This is a genomic window from Ensifer adhaerens, assembly GCF_000697965.2.
In the GTDB taxonomy this organism is placed as follows: domain Bacteria; phylum Pseudomonadota; class Alphaproteobacteria; order Rhizobiales; family Rhizobiaceae; genus Ensifer; species Ensifer adhaerens.
Window position 1 is genome coordinate 134,782 of the sequence record NZ_CP015882.1, and the last position, 15,919, is coordinate 150,700.

The following is a 15,919-nucleotide window of genomic DNA, read 5'->3' on the forward strand; positions in this document are numbered from 1 at the left end:
CTACCGCAGATGAGTGGTCAGGCGCTGGTTGTAGGCATTGATGAAGAGCGTCGACACGCCGGTCACCAGCACATACAGCGCCGCAGCCGTAAGGTAGAAGGCGAGGGGCTTGTGGGTTGCGCCGGCCGCGACGACGGATTTGCGCATCAATTCCTCGAGTCCGACGATCGAGACCAAGGCGCTCTCCTTCAGGATCACGAGCCACTGATTGCCGAGGCCGGGCAGGGCTCGGACCATCATCTGCGGCAGGACGATGAGCCGGAACGCTCCGGGCCTGCGAAGGCCGAGAGCGAGTGCCGCCTCCCATTGACCTGACGACACCCCGACCAGTGCGCCGCGGACGATCTCCGTCAGATAGGCGGTCGAGACGACAGTCAGCGCTGCGATGCCGGCGGTGAGAGCATCCACTTCGACATAGACGCCGAAAAGACCGGTCAATAGAACCGTGCCGCCGTAGAAGATCAGGAAGATGACCAGCAGTTCCGGCAGACCCCGAATGAGGCTGACGTAACCGGCGATGACCTTGCGAACCGGGGCGGATCCGTAGACCGCGGCCGGTGCAAGCACGACCGCGAAGATCAGTCCAAGGACAAAGCTTCCCACGGCGACGGAGATCGTGACGAGGAAGCCCTGCAGGAGCTGGGGAAAATACTGGACAACCGCTTCGATCATGACCCGGTCTCGCGTTGCTGGTAACCAACGTCTGCCACCGATCCGCACTGGCTGGCGAGCGCGGAGAAGAAGTCTGCGGAGAAGCCGATCATCTGGTGGAACTGGTCGATGAGGATGTTCTCATCGGGAGAGTGCAACATTGCGCCATGGTGCGTGATGCCCGCACCGAAAAGCGTGGCGCCGAGCTGATGCACGAAGGGGTGCGCAAGCCCCGAGGCTGCCGAACTCGGCTGAAGGATGGCAGGCTGGCCGAACCACTTTTCCAGCAACTTCGCCCCGAGCTTGACGGCCCAATGCGACGGATCGCTGCGAACACCCAAGACCTCGGCGTCGTGAACGATCAGCTCGATATCGTCAAAGCCGTTGTCGTCCAGGTGCAGGCGTACCAGGTCAGCGACGGCTTTGGGGTTCTGTCCAGGGACGAGACGAAAATCGAGCTTGGCGGTCGCGGTCGCCGGCAGAACCGTCTTCGTGCCAGCTCCCTCGTATCCGCCATGGATACCGTTGACGTTCAGGCAGGGTTCGAAGTTGAGGTGCTCGTAGAAGTTGGATGGCGTCACGGCGCCAAGAAGCTTTTGCCCCCCGGTTGCCGCCATTAAATCTTCCAGCGCAAACGGGGGCGAAGCGGCAAGTTCTCTCGTCGCTCGATCGGGCTCGATGCCTTCGTAGAAGCCTTTGATCAGGACACGGCCGGCTGCATCGCGCATGGAAGCGACAGCAGAGGCCAGCCGCCATAGGGGATTATCGAATATGGCGCCGAGACTGGAATGCAGATCAGCGCGTGCGGTGCGAACGCTCAGCTCGATCGCCAACACGCCCTTGAAGCCCATGAGGACCACCGGTCGGCCGCGTATATCGACCTCCCCGAATTCCCACCAGCAGAGGTCAGCTTGAAGGCCTGCATAACGTTTCTCAAGGAAGCGTACGAGCGAAGGACTTCCGATTTCCTCTTCGCCCTCGACGATCCAGATCAGGCGGAAGGGTAAGGGGCCGGGGTGTCGTTCCCGGAATAGGCGCCATCCGGCAATGCGGCTGACGAATTCGCCCTTGTCGTCTGCCGCACCGCGGCCGAAGAGCGCGCCGTGGCGCTCCGTCAGGCTGAAGGGCGGTGCCGTCCAAAGATTGATAGGCTCTTCAGGCTGAACGTCGTAGTGGTTGTAGATCACCAGTGTGAAGGGGCCCTCACCGATTTCTCCGGTTACGAACGGACCGACGTCCCCTGGCTCGATTGCAGTTTGGAAGCCGGCGTCGGCGAGAAGAGCGGCAACCTTATCGGCGCACGCATCGAGGCCTTCAACTCGGGCGCTGACGGAAGGGATCGCGACGAGGTCCGTCAGGTCTCGCTTCGCTTCGATCTTGATATGGTCTGGGAGTGTCATCGTCCAATTCCTCTCGCGAGGAGGCGGGCTTGCTCGCCCCCTCGCGTGGTTCATGTGTTCGTCATTTCTTGGAAATGTCGTAGCCGAACCACTTTTCGGAGATTGTCTTGATCGTGCCGTCGGCGAGCATCGCTGACACGGCCTCGTCAACCTTGGCGGCGAGTTCCGTGTTGCCTTTGGCGATGGCGACGCCCTGTCCCTTGCCGAATTCGGGGAAGTCCGCGCTGGTCAGGAGCGGGCCGGCATAGACCAGCTTGTCAGCGCCACGATCCTTCACAAGCGGCTCCAGTGCGGATCGCTCCATCAGGCCGGCATCGATGCGTCCGGCGACAACGTCGTCGGCAATCTGGTCCGGGCGGTCATAGACGCGCACGTCCGCATCCGGGAAATGGGCGCGAACCACCTGCTCATGGGTTGTGCCGGTCTGCACGCCGATCGCGACCTTCGCAAGCTTGTCCTGCAGATCCTTGGCGGACTTCGCCTCGGCAACCAGGCTGCCCGCGGCAACGACCATCGCGTTTGGGGCGTCCGCGTAGGCGACGGAAAAGTCGACCTTCTGCGCCCGTTCCTCGTTGATTGAAACGCCCGAGATCACCAGGTTGAACTTACCGACCTGCAGGCCGGGCAGCAGACCGTCATAGGCCTGGTTCTGCCATGTACAATTCGCCTCGATGCGCTTGCAGATTTCGTTACCGACGTCGCGGTCGAAACCGACGACCTCGCCGGCGGCATCGACGGACTCCCACGGCGGATAATCTGCGCTCGTGCCGACCCGCAGATCTTGCGCACTGGCGACACTCGCTGCCAGCGAAATCGTCATCACGGCAAGCAATTTCTTCATGTTCACTCCCCTTTCGTTATGAGACATTGCATCTCCACCGCCCTGATCACGCGGCCGCGGTTTGATAGCCCTTAAGAAATTCGGACATGCGCTTCAGGCCTTCCTGAAGGGTGGTGCCGTTGTTGGTGAAGCCGATCCGGACGTACCCTTCCATGTCCATCGCGCTGCCAGGCGTCAGCATGACGCCGGTACGTTCCAGAAGCCGGATGCAGAACTCTTCCGAGGAAATGGGCAGATCGTACTTGAGGAGTGCCGTGGTGCCGGATTTCGGTTTGATCCACGAGATCAACGGCTCGTTCTCGACCCAGTCGGAAAGCAAGGCGAGGTTGGTGCGCGTGATCGCCTGGCTGCGCGCAAGAATCTTGTCGCGGTTCTCCAGTGCAATGGCTGCGAAATGATCGTCCAGCATGCCGACGCTGATCGTGTTGTAGTCGCGATGGACGGAGACAGCATGGATCAATTCTACAGGAGCGACGATCCATCCAAGGCGCAGGCCGGCAAGCGCGAAAGTCTTGGACATGCTCGCGGTGCTGATGCCTTTCTCATAGAGGTCGGCGATCGACGCCGTCATTCCGTCGCCTTCCTGGTCCGTACCGCGATAGACCTCGTCACACAGGATCCACGCGCCGCAGGCGCGGGCAATCTCGACGACTTTCTCCAGATAGGCGCGATCCATCAGCGAGCCCGTCGGATTGTTCGGATTGTTGATGGCGATGAGTTTCGTGCCCGGTGTTGCAAGGCGCTTCAGCTCTTCCAGGTCTGGCAGGAAGCCAGTCTTTTCCGTGAGCTTGAGGATCTGTACGTCGGCGCCGTAGCTTTCCGGGATGGAATAGTGCTGCTGGTAGGTCGGCAGGACCGAGATCACACGGTCACCCGCTTCGACCAGTGTTGCGTGCACCAGGGCATTCGCACCGATGGCGCCGTGCGTGACCACGACATTTTCTGCACTTTGCTTTTCGTAGAGGCCGGCAACCAGCCTGCGGAGGCGTTCGCTGCCTTCGATGGCGCCGTAGGTTAGCTTCATGGGCAGAAGCTCGGAGAGGATCGTGTCGGTCTTGCCGGCCATCTCCAAAAGTTCAGCGACTGTCAGCGACTCGACGCAGGTCTCGGCGATGTTCCAGTCGCACCTGGTTTCATAGCGGTTCATCCAGATCTCGACGCCGAAATTACGAATCTTCATTGCCTATCTCCTGTGCTGTCTTGGAATTGGTTAGCTGCGTGCTGCGGAAAGCAGGGCGCTGGCGGTTGCTATGTCTTCGAGCCCGAGCCCGATCGAACGGAAGAAAGCTGGACGGCCAGTGTCCCGGGCAGTCGCTCGGCCCGACAATAGTTCGGGCAGGTCGCCAACAAGGCGATCTGTGCTCCACTGGCCACGTTCCGCGGCAAGTTTCATTTCGCCGGCCGCAGCCGGCGTGGTGGCCCGATAGTCGCAATAGACATCGAACCGATTGAGCGTGTCGGGGGCGATCTCGTGGGCGTTGGCGACATTGGTGCTGATGGATGTGACGAGTACGCCCGCGCCGAACCTCGACGCGTCGATGACCGGTGTGCCGGACGAGGTGCATAGCATGACCACGTCGGCGCCGGCCGCGGCCGTATCGGTATAGGTGGATGTCGTCACCGGGCAGCCAGATTCGAGCTGCACCGGAAGACCGTGCCGGTTGGCAATATCCGGAGAGCACAGACGAATTTCCTGCCACGGACGGATCGATGCGGCATGCCGAAGATGCGCGAGGCCGATTTCGCCTGTGCCGATGATCGTCAGGATCTTTGCCTCCCTCGAGGCGAGCAGATCGGCGGCAATCGCGGTGGTCGCGGCCGTTCGTTCGGTCGTCAGGCGTTTGGAATCACACAGGAGCAGCGGCTTCCCGGTCTCCATCGACATCAGAAGCGTCCAGGCGGTAACGGTCGCCCCATTCGTGCCGGGGATATAGGGCGACAGCTTCGTGCCAAAGACACCATCGCTTCCAAGAACGCCTGGATAGGTGATGAAGTCTCCGCCGCCGGCCGGGAACAGGCTCAACGTCTGTGGCGGCTGCACAGCCCGTCCATCGGCAAGCGCGATGAACATACGCTCCAGGGCTGCGCGAACATCTGTCCGGGGCAACAATCGAGTGATATCTTCGTCGTTGAGTACGACCAATTTCTGCATTGTGACGATCCCAAAAAGGCGTGCGAAGTCACGCTGCATGGACGCCAAAGCCTTGGCGCCCCATGCAGGGCAAGACGCACAGAAATGTGTTGAGCTGTGAAAGCCGGTAGTCTAGAAGGACCATATGAGCAATATATTGCACAGTCAAGACCGGGCCGATGTGTTGGCCCACGTTTCCGGAAACCTCCGCCGTTTAAGGCTCGCCTCGGGCCTGAGCCAAACGGCGCTGGCAGATGCATCCGGTATCAGCCGGCGGATGATCGCGGCGGTCGAGAGCGGCGACGCGAACATCAGCCTTTCCAGCCTCGATAAATTGGCGACCGCGATGGGCGTAGACTTCGTCGAGTTGGTGCGCGATCCATCGAGGGAGACGCGCGCCGAGATCAACGAGGTCACCTGGCGCGGAAGTCAACCGGCGAGCGCCGCGATGCTGCTTTGTTCGGCGCCCGCCTCGCGGGAAACACAGATGTGGCTGTGGACCCTCGGCCCGGGCGACAGCTACGTGGCCGAGCCAGACCCCGAAGGATGGCACGAGATGCTTTTCGTTGTCGAAGGAGCGCTGCGTTTGATCCAATCGGGCGAGGCGCAGGACTATGCCACGGGCGAGTTTGTCACTTACAGCACGGCCCAGCATTATTCGTACTGCAACGTCGGAAAGAAGACCGTCCGCTTCATTCGCAACGTCGTCTCGTAGATCGAAATACCGCCCGGCAGGGAGATAGTGCGCGGCTCCGCACAGGGATTTCTCGGATGGCTTCAGCGAAACAGTTCAACTATCCCGTTTGGACCATGGTCGTTCGAGAAAAGTCCGGTGGGCCGACGTTGCAGGAGCAGCTCTTCATCCAGTTGCGCCGGCTGATCGTCAACGGACAGCTTGCGCGCGGCGCCCGATTGCCGGCCAGCCGGTCGATAGCGACCGATCTCGCGATATCGAGAAACACGGTCAACATGGCCTATGATCGCTTGGCGGCCGAGGGCTATATCAAGCGTCGCCCGAGTTCCGGCTTCTACGTGGAAGAGAGCCTTCCAGAAGACTCGGTGCGGCCTGGAGGAGAAAGAAGCCTGCCGCCTTCGAGTTTACCGGTTGCGCTGTCTGCACGGGGGAGAGAGGCATCGGTACGGCATTGGAGTTGGTCGCGCCAGGACAAGTTCGATCTCAGTCCTGGCATGCCGGCGCTGGATATCTTCCCCTACAAGCAGTTCGGCAAGATCGCCGCCAACTATTGGCGACGCTTCACGGTTTCTGACCTCGGGTATGGCGAAGGCGGCGGCCTGGCGGCGCTTCGCCAACAACTCGCCATCTATCTTAGCGAGGCGCGCGGTATCCGATGCGAGGCTGACCAAATTATCGTCGTGGGAAGCACGCTTCAGGCTGCCAATCTCGTCGCGCATGTTCTTCTCGACGCCGGTGACGTTGTCGGCGTCGAGGACCCGGCCTACGCGACGCTCTTGTCCACTCTGCATTCGGCTGGGCTTCGGCTCTCACCCGTGCCCGTTTCTCGTGACGGACTGAACGCTGACGACATCGCGCATCGTGCCGCGGATGCCCGGATGATCCTGGTTTCGCCGGTCGGCCAGTTTCCCGCGGGTGCAACCATGTCGGAAGCTGCGATTGAACGGCTTCTCGCCTGGGCCAATACGTCGCAGCGCTGGATATTCGAGGACGACTTCAACAGCGAGATCAGATGGCGCGGTACGCCGCTCGTGCCGCTCGCCGCGCGCAAGGGTGGCGAGCGGGTCATCCATGTCAGCTCCTTCAATCGTGTGCTCGCCCCTGGGCTGCGGCTTGCTTATCTCGTCGTGCCGCGCGAGCTGATCACCTCGTTCACGGCAGTGCAAGACAGCCTTTCCTGCTATGCGCCGCTGACGCACCAGCATACGGTCGCCGACTTCATGGCGAGCGGAGAACTCGCATCTCATATCCGGCGCACGCGCGCCCTCTACAGGGATCGTGCCACCGCGATGATCGCGTCCCTGAAAGAAAAGCTGGGCGACGTGTTCGATGTGCCGGAACTGGACGCTGGTCTCCATTTGACGCTTACGGCGCGCGAACCCTTCGACGACGTCGAGCTTTCACGGCTCTTGCGCGGAGCATGGATCGACACCCCACCGCTCTCTTCCTATTGCATTGAGCGGAAGGATCTTTTTGGTCTCGTAGCGGGATTTGGAAATCTCTCCACCGAGCGGCTGGCCGGGCCGGTTCAGCGGATGGAGCTTGTCACGAGGCGGTTTCTGGAGAAAGCCGGCAAATCTTCCTGAAGCTCAGTCTGGTACCATCAGTTCATGGGAATTGGTACTTTAGCTCGCTCTGCTTCCGCGCCATCCTTTGTTCCAGAAGACAGGTTCTGGAGGGAGGCCAGAATGCAAGTCGGATCCAAAGACATCACCAGATAGTCGCGCTCACCAGCATCGCCGGAGCAGGTACGTGCTGCTGGCTTTGAACACAGGTCGCCGCCAGCGACACCTCATATGCAGCCGCCCGCCTAAAGCAGCTGCCCTGTTCCCATGCCGAAAAACCGCAGCCTTTTGACAAGGAAGGTCCCATGAAAAAGATCATCGTATTCACCTTCGCCGGCCTTTTGCTCGGCGCGACGTCGTCGCGGGCCGCGACGCTGAAAGTGGCAGCCGACTGCACCTATCCCCCGTTCGGATATCAGGACGCGAACGGAGAAATCAAAGGCTTCGACGTCGATGTCGCGCGTGCCATAGGCAGGCAGATTGGCAGTGAGGTCGAAATCATCTGCCAGGCCTGGGACGGCATGATCCCCGGCCTGCTCGCCGGAAAGTACGACCTGATCTCCGCATCGATGTCCATCACCGAGGAGCGGCTGCAGAGTATCAATTTCTCCGTTCCCTACCGCTCGTCGGCCGCCCGGTTCGTCGGACTAAAGACCTTGGATGCCAAGCCGGTGACGGAGGCAGGCGAGCCGAACCCGGAAGGCGTTGCCGGTAAGACCATCGGCCTCCAGCGCTCGTCGACCTATGCGAAGTACATTGCAGAGAAGTATCCGCAGGCGACCGTGTCCGAGTATGACAAGGTCGACAACATGATCCTCGATCTTCAGGCCGGCCGCGTCGATCTCATTTTTGCTGGCCCCATCAAGCTCGACAACGATTTCCTCAGCAAGCCGGAAGGCAAGGACTACGGTTTCGTCGGTCCGGAAATCGACGACGTATCCTACTTCGGCGCCGGTATCGGTATCGGCATCCGCAAGGCCGACGAAGATCTTCTGAAGAATGTCGATGGTGCGCTGACCGCCATGTTCAAGGATGGCAACTTCAAGGCGATCAACGACAAATACTGGTCGTTCAGCGTCCTTCCGGCCTCCGCAAAATAATCCGCGACGACAACCGGACGGAGCCGATCGACGGCTCCGTCTTTCTTTGGAGACGACCATGGATCTATTGCAGGGATGGGGTGACGAGATCGCCCACGGCACCCTTTTGACCATGAAAGTGGCAGTCCTCTCGCTGCTCGTCGGCCTGTGCTGGGGCATGCTGGGCGCGTTGGCGCAGATGTCACCGAACCGGGCCGTGGCATCCCTTGGCCGTGGCTTCAGCCTGGTGATGCGAGGTACCCCCGAACTGTTGGTCATCCTGATCGTGTACTTCGGCGGCACGGTGGCGCTGACGAAAGCGGTCAACCTCTTCGTCGCGGATTTCGGCTTCGTCGAGGTGCCGCCTCTCCAGGCTGGCGTCTTCGCGCTCAGCCTCGTCTTCGGTGGCTATGCTGCCGAAGTCCTGCGCGGTGCGTGGCAATCCGTTCCGAGCGGAGTGATCGAGGCGGGGCACTCGCTTGGCCTCGGGTGGTTCGTCATGTTCGCCAAGATCCGTCTGCCGCTGCTCATGCGCTTTGCATTGCCAGGCCTTGGCAACAACTGGATTTCGCTGATCAAGGATACCTCGCTGATCTCGATCGTCGGTTTGCATGAACTGACGGGCTTGTCGCAGATGGCCACTTCGGTCACCCGCCAGCCCTTCACCTTCTATATGACGGCCGCCCTGATTTACCTGACTCTGACATTGGCAAACACGCGCCTCATCGCCTGGTTCGAAGGACGGTTGATGCGCGGCGAGAGGAGGTCCCCAGCATGAACTGGTCCCTGATGTTGGAGAGCGTTCCGGCGCTGCTCTACGGTGCGCTGGCCACGGTGCAATTGCTCCTTATGACCCTTGTTTGCGGAGCCCTGCTCGCTTTGCCGCTTGGCATCGTCGCAGCCAATGGCCGCCCGATCATCCGGCTCCCGGTGATGGGCTACATCACCTTCTTCCGTGGAACGCCTCTGCTGGTGCAGGTTTTCCTGGTTTATTACGGATTTTCGCAGTTTCAGATCATTCGCAGCAGCATCTTCTGGCCAGTCCTTCGTGAAGCCTGGTTCTGCGCACTGCTGACGCTCGCGCTCCATACCGCAGCCTACCGCGAACATCCTGCGCGGCGCCATTCTCGCAATCCCGGCCGGTCAGAAGGAGGCGGCCGTCGCCTTGGGCATGCGCCCGTTGTTGATCTACCGGCTCGTTATTCTTCCCCAGGCGTTGCGCATCGGCATGCCGGCCTATGGCAACGAAATGATCAGCATGATGAAGGCGACCTCGCTCGCCAGCACGATCACGATCATGGAGCTCACGGGCACGGCAAATACGATCGTCGCCCGGACTTATGCTCCCTACGAAGTCTTTATCTCCGCTGCGCTCGTCTATCTCTGCGTCGCCTGGATGCTCTCACGCCTGGTGCGGGCGATCGAGGCCCGACTTTCCCGCCACATGCGACCGGCCGGAGAGGCACAAAACACATTGAGGAGGGTACCCGCCCATGCTTGACCAGCCGCTTCAGCTTTTTTCCAGTTTCGCCAGCGAGATCGCCGATGTTGCGCGGCAGATCGTGCGCACTGCTGCGGCCGGCCCGCGCCGCCCCGTTGCGAAATCGGATTCGAGCCCGGTGACGGAAACGGATCGCGCGGTCGAGCAGTCGCTGCGCGAACGCATCGCAGACCGCTTCCCCCGCCATGGGGTACTCGGGGAGGAGTTTGGCGCCGAGGGTTTGGGGGAGGAGTTCGTCTGGGTCATCGATCCTATTGACGGCACTAAGGCTTTCGTCGGCGGACTTGCTGTCTATGGCACGTTGATTTCATTGACGCATGGCGGGACGCCGGTCCTCGGACTGATCGACAATCCTGTCACCGGCGACCGCTGGCTGGGACTGTCAGGGCGCGCGACGACCCTCAACGGTGTTGCCATCCGGACCGCATCGACTGCTCTCCTTTCGGAGGCTTTCATGGCCAACGGCAATCCGGAGCCGTTCCAGCAAAACGAGAAGGATGGCGTTGAACGCCTGCGCCTATCTACGCGGTGGTGCGTCTATGGGGGGAGCTGCATGGCCTATGGCCGCGTCGCGGACGGCAGCATCGACATCAGCATCGATGGAGGGCTCGATCCCTACGACTATTGCGACCCTTGTCCCGGTGGTGACGGGTGCGGGCGGATGTATCACGGACTGGCAGGGTCGGCCGCTCACGCTGACTTCCGGCAATCTGTGCCTCGCGGCCGCCAACGAAGCCTTGCATCGCCAAGTCCTCGAAACGCTGAATTGATGCAGCTCTGATGAGATTAGGGCTACGATCAACCGTCTCCCTGCCCCCGAATGACAGCTCGCCCTCCGATAGGCCACAAGCGTTTCAGCATCCATCAGGTCGCGCTGGTAGAAGAACATGGTGGCCGCATAGCGGGCGCGGCCGGACCACTCGGTTCCGTCCGGCAGCCTGTTCATCTTCCAGTGCCGCTTCGCCTCCTCGTCCATGACGCTGGTCTCAGAAGCGGCCAGGCGGGTTGGCCGAGCGACGGTCGAGCTTGACGAAGGGCCGCGCGTCAACGCGCGCCCGCTGGCCACCTGGTGGCGATGATGCGATTCCGAAGACCGTCCAATTCGGATTGCGCGATTTCGGCGCGAAACGGCCTGATTTCATCTCCAATGAGCTACTGGTCGATCGCACGGACCCTACTGCAAAGCCGTTGGCGAGCATCGGCACAGCGGCCGGTGACACGCCAGCGCCCAAAGCAAACCTCGCCTAGACAGTGACCTGGTGAGGGTATTTGTTTCATGAGTGGATCGCCCCCCCATCGCAGCGAACTTATTTCAGCGGGACAACAAGAGGCGTGTCCTTCGCGACGATGTAAGTCGCAAGCTCCGACGCCTCGCCATCGCCAACATTCGTGGCGATGTGCGCAACACCCGCCGGAATGAAAAGGGCTTCACCGGCCTTCAGCGTTACCGGCTTCTGACCCTCGAGCGTGTACTCAAGCGCACCTTTGAGCACATATGCAATTTCTTCGCCGGGATGTTTATGATTGATAGATGCAGCCTTTGGCGGGAAATCTACCCGGACCTGAAGCGCTTCCTTGCCCGGCACGCTGATATCGCTTTGAACCAGACCAGTCCGTTTGAGTTCCTGGGCCTGGGCAACGCCGCCCAGCGCGAAACTGATTGAAGCCGCCGCGGCAGCGATCGCGATGCTATGCATAATTTTCATTTAGAACCCTTTCCAGTGGTGACCAGTTGTCGAAGTTGGAGCGTGCAGCCGAAGATGCAGTCGCGCTTTTGCGGCGGGACGTCAGTCCTCACGAAATCCGTTTCTATTACCGCGTTCAGTTGACGCGCTGCTTGTGTATGGATTGTTTCGCGATGGGCAGGGGTTTGTACCGAATCTGCGCCAATAGATTTGCTGAAACGATTAGTTACAAATTGCGATGATGGTTCGTCGAAAGCCGGAGCAAGTCGAGCCAGGCTATCCTTGACACTCCCCGCGCTGCGTTCTGGTATCTTTCCAACCCCGAAAGTCAGTCGGTCACCGCGCCGTGGGCTTCTTGGCGGCTAAGCCGGCGGCGCTGAGCATTGAGCACCATCACTTTTCTAAGGACAGCAGAACCGATAGATCAATCCCGTGGCGGCTTTCCTGAAATCTCGCAGATTCACACGACGAACGGCCGGTGGGATCTGCTGGTAGAACTCAGCGCGTCTAGCCTGGGCAACTTTGATGCTGTGCTGCGCAAAATCCGTCTCGTGCCCGGCACGGCATTATAGGCAGCGAAACGATCTTTTCCACACCGTGGTCGACGACGGCGAAGCTCTAACTTAACGAGCGTCGATTTAGGTCACGCCGCGGCGTGGGGCGGCTGCGATGATATCGTTCGCATCTCCGCCGGAAACATGGACGACCATCAGCGGCACGCCGGTCACCCCACACCAGCTGCATTTCGCAACGATCCTGACCATCGCGCCCTCATGGCGCGCAGTTTCCAGGGCGTCGAGCAACTCGCGGTGCCCGTAGCCCAGAATGAAGACAGGACGCTTTGCCAAACGCAGCTTCGCCGAGACATGAAGGCGACGAAGCTTACTTCCGCTAGAAAGCAGACGGCGTCAATGGAACGGCATTGCTGCTGCTCCAAGTCAGACACCAGATGTTTACGTGCAAACCCTGTAGACCGGCGACGCTTCAGCAGCGGCGTTCGCCTGATGACGTTGTTGGTCGCGAAATCTGGTAATATCCGCCCCAGTTCTGCCCAACGGACCCGCAACGATCTTGGCTTCCGTGTTTGGAGATATAGCGCCATGCCGACCCGGCGACATTTCCTTATCAGCTTCGTCGCCACGCCGATTGTTCTGCCGAGACTCGGCCATGCAGCCGGCGGTTCCGTGGAGTTGCCGCTTACGGCCAATTGCGGTGATGACGACGATCTGACGCCGGCTCAGACCGAAGGCCCGTATTTCACACCGGAGAGCCCTGAAAAAAAGGACTTCGCCAGCGATTCACCGGGCGGTGAAAGAATGACACTTGTTGGCTACGTGTTAACCAAGGACTGCCAGCCGGTAGAAAAAGCGTTGATCGAGTTATGGCATGCCGATGAGACCGGCACCTACGACAACAACGGATACAAACTCCGCGGACATCAATTCACGGACGCAGAAGGCAAATGGTGGTTCGAGACGATCGTGCCTGGGCTCTATCCTGGCCGCACCCGGCATTACCACGTGAAAGTCCAAAGGCCGGGCGGGAACGTGCTGACGACGCAGCTGTATTTTGCCGATGAGCCGGACAATAGGCGTGACCGCATATTCAATGCAGACCTGTTGCTCGACATCAAAACCACGAGCGACGGAAAATTCGGCCGCTACGATTTCATAGTGGCGTAACTGGCACTTTTCATCCAGCCCTACCGGCGGCTGCGCCGTGGCAGAGTGTGTCTGAGCATTCTTATAGCAGTTCGGTCATGTTCCAATGGCATGGCTTTCGAGAAATGCCATTGCTGAGGATAGGAAGAGGTCGGGGCGCTTGAGGTTGATTACGGGGCCGCCTAGCAGATCCTGCTGCCTGCAGCATATCGCAACCTCATGATTTCCCTGATGACCGTTCACACACACCGTCCTCCCCGCCTACGCTGTGTGGACCGATCTCCGCGAATGGACCGACACTGAAAGCCGTGCGCATCAAGGCCAAGGACTCTGGTACTTTAGACCGGATCGTTCGCTTTGGCGCTGTCGTAGCCGTTTGCGGCCATTTTTTCTCCCCCTCCCGGCTTTCAGATCGAGCCGGAACCAATCCTGACGTCGTAGGTTTGAAGATCGTCCTGGCTCTCTTACACCAGGATTTTGGCACGTACCTCCTAGGGTCCCGTTATCGGCTTTCGGGGCCCCTTTTTTTCTTCGGTGCTGGAACCTCTGTCAAATGTATGCGGTTCTAGGTCTGCTTAGATCCACCATCCCCCGCGGGATCTAGGCTAGGCTCCATCTAATAGCCCAGCATGGAGCCCATGGCACCTCCGTGCCGAGGCCCCGCTCTCCCCGGACGGGGCCGTCTCTTTTCCAACTGGGAACCACTTTCACACGCGGCAGTTAGAGGATAGGCAATGATCCTTTCCGGGATCACAGCCCGCTTCATGGGGTACTCCCATTCCCCGCGTAGAAGCGCCAACGATACCAACTGGCCCCGACACCCCATCGGGGCCATTCTTCCATTTGCTCCGGAACCGCTCGACCTCACAGTAGTTTCTCGTTTCAAAGCGAGGATGTCATGATTGAGAGCAAGCGCGAAATGAACGCAAATGAGATCCCAAGTTTTGTGGCCGAAGTGATCGCGGCGGGTTGCGATATCAACGCCGTGGGACACGATATGTATGTGCTTGGCGATGTCGATGAGCAGGAAGAAGCCAAGGAGGAACTTAGTCGGATCGGCGAGAGGTATGGCGACCGCGCAGCTCTGAGGTCCGAGATCATCGCCTACCTTCGGTCCATTGGTCGGTTCGTGGACGTGACATGGCCCCAGACCATCCACTAGCGCAGCCTGCGCGACCTTACGGAGCCATCTTTATTCAACGGCAGCAGGAACCTATCCGGGACCTGTTGGTTTGTTCATTGCTGATGATCCCGGATCCCTCCGGATCAAACGTAGAGAGCCCCATCGTCGTGCCGTCGGAGGTGGGGTTCTTCTTTCTGCTTACCAACCTTACCCCGTGATCCCGAAGATGATCCGCCGTATCGCCTCGGCCTGACTTATCGCGAGCGCCCTGGCCGCAATTCCGGTGACTCCAAGCCACCGATGCCTCAGCTTCCATCGCCTCACGTCATCGGTCACCAGCTTCATCTCGGAGACCTCCTCCCCAATCGTTATCGCGGAGGCCTCAAGATGGCCGACGCGGTCGACAAGCTGGTTCATGCGCCAATGAACCACTTGCCGGCTAGTCGTCGCCTTGTCTTGACGGCCAGACCTGGGCCAGGCGCGCGGCCGAGTAATTGAGCTTCTCGATCACCCGCTGCATCGTGCCGCCGGTCTCGTGAAAGACGGTCGCGAGCTGTCGGCGAGCCACCGGTCGTCGATTACCGTGCCGGCCGATTGCGACCGATCCCACTCGTCGCGGATGGCACTCATGGCACCGATCTCGGATGCATCAGGCGGCCGCCAAAAGGCGCGCGCCCCGCATAGGCGAGCGACGTCGTTGTGTTCATCGGGTTTTCCTTTAGTGAGATGAAAAAATGAGATAAAAATCGCCGGCCGAAGTCGGCGCTGGCGCTGTTAAGGGCTAGTCACACCCCGTTTTGAAGACCATATTTTGTCTGATTGCTGGACCATGAAACGGGCTCCAGCGACTGATGGACCATCATCACTTTCGCCTTAAATGGAGGAGGTTATGTTTGATCGACTGCAATCCGGATACATTCTTCCCGAGGGGCTCACCGTCATTTCCACGGTCTTTAATAAGGTCGTGAACGCACGGAATATCCCCCGACAAAGTGAAGAAGGCGAATGGCTGGCTCGCGAGGCGCTCCGCCTGTTTATGAGTGGCGTACGAGACGCCTGGGATCTGGAACGCCGACTTAAGGATGCTCGCCGCCCGCTCGACCATTCACCGCCATCGGGAGGCGTTGGCATGGTTGTGGACCTGCTGCCAGAGCTGACGGCATGGGCGCGGAGCTTGACCGCCTCACAGCGTGCGGCAACCGCGCTCACCGAAAAAACACTCGAATACGCCATCGAAAACATCGATGAATTCGTGGCGACATCAGATGTCAGGAGATGGCTGGTCCGTGTGATGTTGGACCTCCGACTTGGCCGAAGACGAGGCCAACATCGAACGTAGGCCAGCAGGGGAAATCAACGGGATTTACCTCTTTGTTAGGAACGCCAGCCACCATTCACGAACGGCATGAAGCCGGCTGAGGAACAGATCATGGGCTATGACTGGAATGGTGCTCGCGGGCGCCGGATGAAGATCGCGCGAATTGGAACGGCCGTCGCGCTGGCCGCCTTGTTGGTGTCCGTCGCGACGGAGGTTGTGACGCGAGCTATCTAGAGGGTAATAGACGATGGATGCTTTGGGAGCGACGGT

General features: G+C 60.0%; 17 protein-coding genes and 2 pseudogenes. 10 read left to right on the forward strand and 9 right to left on the reverse strand.

Annotated elements, in window-relative coordinates:
* The 5 genes from FA04_RS28140 to FA04_RS28160 form a co-directional block, all read right to left on the reverse strand.
* Complete coding sequence (locus FA04_RS28140; RefSeq protein ID WP_034803208.1) at positions 1-672, reverse strand: ABC transporter permease; 672 nt, start codon at positions 670-672, stop codon at positions 1-3.
* Entirely contained in the window at positions 669-2,051 is a 1,383-nt protein-coding gene (locus FA04_RS28145; RefSeq protein ID WP_051659637.1) for a M20/M25/M40 family metallo-hydrolase, read from the reverse strand. The genes FA04_RS28140 and FA04_RS28145 overlap by 4 nt, the downstream gene beginning before the upstream one ends.
* Before the next feature lie 61 nt (positions 2,052-2,112).
* The gene (locus FA04_RS28150) at positions 2,113-2,892 is read right to left on the reverse strand and encodes a transporter substrate-binding domain-containing protein (protein ID WP_034803209.1); all 780 of its coding nucleotides are present in this window, start codon (positions 2,890-2,892) and stop codon (positions 2,113-2,115) included.
* A gap of 46 nt (positions 2,893-2,938) precedes the next feature.
* Positions 2,939-4,072: an aminotransferase gene (locus tag FA04_RS28155; protein ID WP_034803210.1), complete on the reverse strand. Its 1,134-nt coding sequence runs from the start codon at positions 4,070-4,072 to the stop codon at positions 2,939-2,941.
* A gap of 30 nt (positions 4,073-4,102) precedes the next feature.
* Entirely contained in the window at positions 4,103-5,044 is a 942-nt protein-coding gene (locus tag FA04_RS28160) for an ornithine cyclodeaminase family protein (protein ID WP_034803212.1), read from the reverse strand.
* Between the two features lie 124 nt (positions 5,045-5,168).
* On the opposite strand from FA04_RS28160, the gene FA04_RS28165 reads away from it, so the two are divergent.
* The 6 genes and pseudogenes from FA04_RS28165 (at position 5,169) to FA04_RS28190 (ending at position 10,643) form a co-directional block, all read left to right on the forward strand.
* Positions 5,169-5,738, forward strand: coding sequence for a helix-turn-helix domain-containing protein (locus FA04_RS28165; protein ID WP_034803214.1), 570 nt, complete (start codon positions 5,169-5,171; stop codon positions 5,736-5,738).
* Positions 5,739-5,833: 95 nt separating this feature from the next.
* Entirely contained in the window at positions 5,834-7,303 is a 1,470-nt protein-coding gene (pdxR, locus tag FA04_RS28170) for a MocR-like pyridoxine biosynthesis transcription factor PdxR (protein WP_257785217.1), read from the forward strand.
* 284 nt (positions 7,304-7,587) lie between these two features.
* A complete protein-coding gene (locus FA04_RS28175; protein WP_034803216.1) occupies positions 7,588-8,382 on the forward strand; it encodes a transporter substrate-binding domain-containing protein in 795 nt (264 codons plus the stop codon).
* A 58-nt stretch (positions 8,383-8,440) separates the two neighbouring features.
* Positions 8,441-9,139: an ABC transporter permease gene (locus FA04_RS28180; RefSeq protein WP_034803218.1), complete on the forward strand. Its 699-nt coding sequence runs from the start codon at positions 8,441-8,443 to the stop codon at positions 9,137-9,139.
* Positions 9,136-9,862, forward strand: a pseudogene (locus tag FA04_RS28185) (ABC transporter permease). Before FA04_RS28180 ends, FA04_RS28185 begins: the two are co-directional and overlap by 4 nt.
* Positions 9,855-10,643: an inositol monophosphatase family protein gene (locus FA04_RS28190; protein WP_234798853.1), complete on the forward strand. Its 789-nt coding sequence runs from the start codon at positions 9,855-9,857 to the stop codon at positions 10,641-10,643. Before FA04_RS28185 ends, FA04_RS28190 begins: the two are co-directional and overlap by 8 nt.
* Positions 10,644-11,169: 526 nt before the next feature.
* On the opposite strand, the gene FA04_RS28195 is transcribed toward FA04_RS28190, so the two are convergent.
* A complete protein-coding gene (locus FA04_RS28195) occupies positions 11,170-11,568 on the reverse strand; it encodes a cupin domain-containing protein (RefSeq protein WP_034803219.1) in 399 nt (132 codons plus the stop codon).
* 413 nt (positions 11,569-11,981) lie between these two features.
* Between FA04_RS28195 and FA04_RS35365 the strand changes: the two are divergent.
* Positions 11,982-12,169: pseudogene (locus tag FA04_RS35365) on the forward strand (Lrp/AsnC ligand binding domain-containing protein); the annotation flags it as partial.
* 16 nt (positions 12,170-12,185) lie between these two features.
* Here the strand turns inward: FA04_RS35365 and FA04_RS28200 are convergent.
* Positions 12,186-12,395 carry a hypothetical protein gene (locus FA04_RS28200; RefSeq protein ID WP_034803222.1) on the reverse strand — a complete coding sequence of 70 codons (210 nt, stop codon included), beginning with the start codon at positions 12,393-12,395 and terminating at the stop codon, positions 12,186-12,188.
* A gap of 156 nt (positions 12,396-12,551) precedes the next feature.
* Between FA04_RS28200 and FA04_RS28205 the strand changes: the two genes are divergently transcribed.
* Together FA04_RS28205 and FA04_RS28210 are read left to right on the forward strand one after the other, a co-directional pair.
* Positions 12,552-13,229, forward strand: a complete 678-nt coding sequence (locus FA04_RS28205; RefSeq protein ID WP_335669424.1) for a dioxygenase family protein — start codon at positions 12,552-12,554, stop codon at positions 13,227-13,229.
* Positions 13,230-14,106: 877 nt separating this feature from the next.
* Complete coding sequence (locus FA04_RS28210; protein WP_034803228.1) at positions 14,107-14,370, forward strand: hypothetical protein; 264 nt, start codon at positions 14,107-14,109, stop codon at positions 14,368-14,370.
* A 168-nt stretch (positions 14,371-14,538) separates the two neighbouring features.
* On the opposite strand, the gene FA04_RS28215 is transcribed toward FA04_RS28210, so the two are convergent.
* Together FA04_RS28215 and FA04_RS36445 are read right to left on the reverse strand one after the other, a co-directional pair.
* Positions 14,539-14,748: a DUF1515 family protein gene (locus FA04_RS28215; RefSeq protein ID WP_051659639.1), complete on the reverse strand. Its 210-nt coding sequence runs from the start codon at positions 14,746-14,748 to the stop codon at positions 14,539-14,541.
* A gap of 22 nt (positions 14,749-14,770) precedes the next feature.
* Positions 14,771-14,899, reverse strand: a complete 129-nt coding sequence (locus tag FA04_RS36445) for a hypothetical protein (RefSeq protein WP_256385327.1) — start codon at positions 14,897-14,899, stop codon at positions 14,771-14,773.
* A gap of 321 nt (positions 14,900-15,220) precedes the next feature.
* On the opposite strand from FA04_RS36445, the gene FA04_RS35370 reads away from it, so the two are divergent.
* Complete coding sequence (locus FA04_RS35370; RefSeq protein ID WP_051659640.1) at positions 15,221-15,670, forward strand: hypothetical protein; 450 nt, start codon at positions 15,221-15,223, stop codon at positions 15,668-15,670.
* The last annotated feature ends 249 nt before the right edge of the window (positions 15,671-15,919 follow it).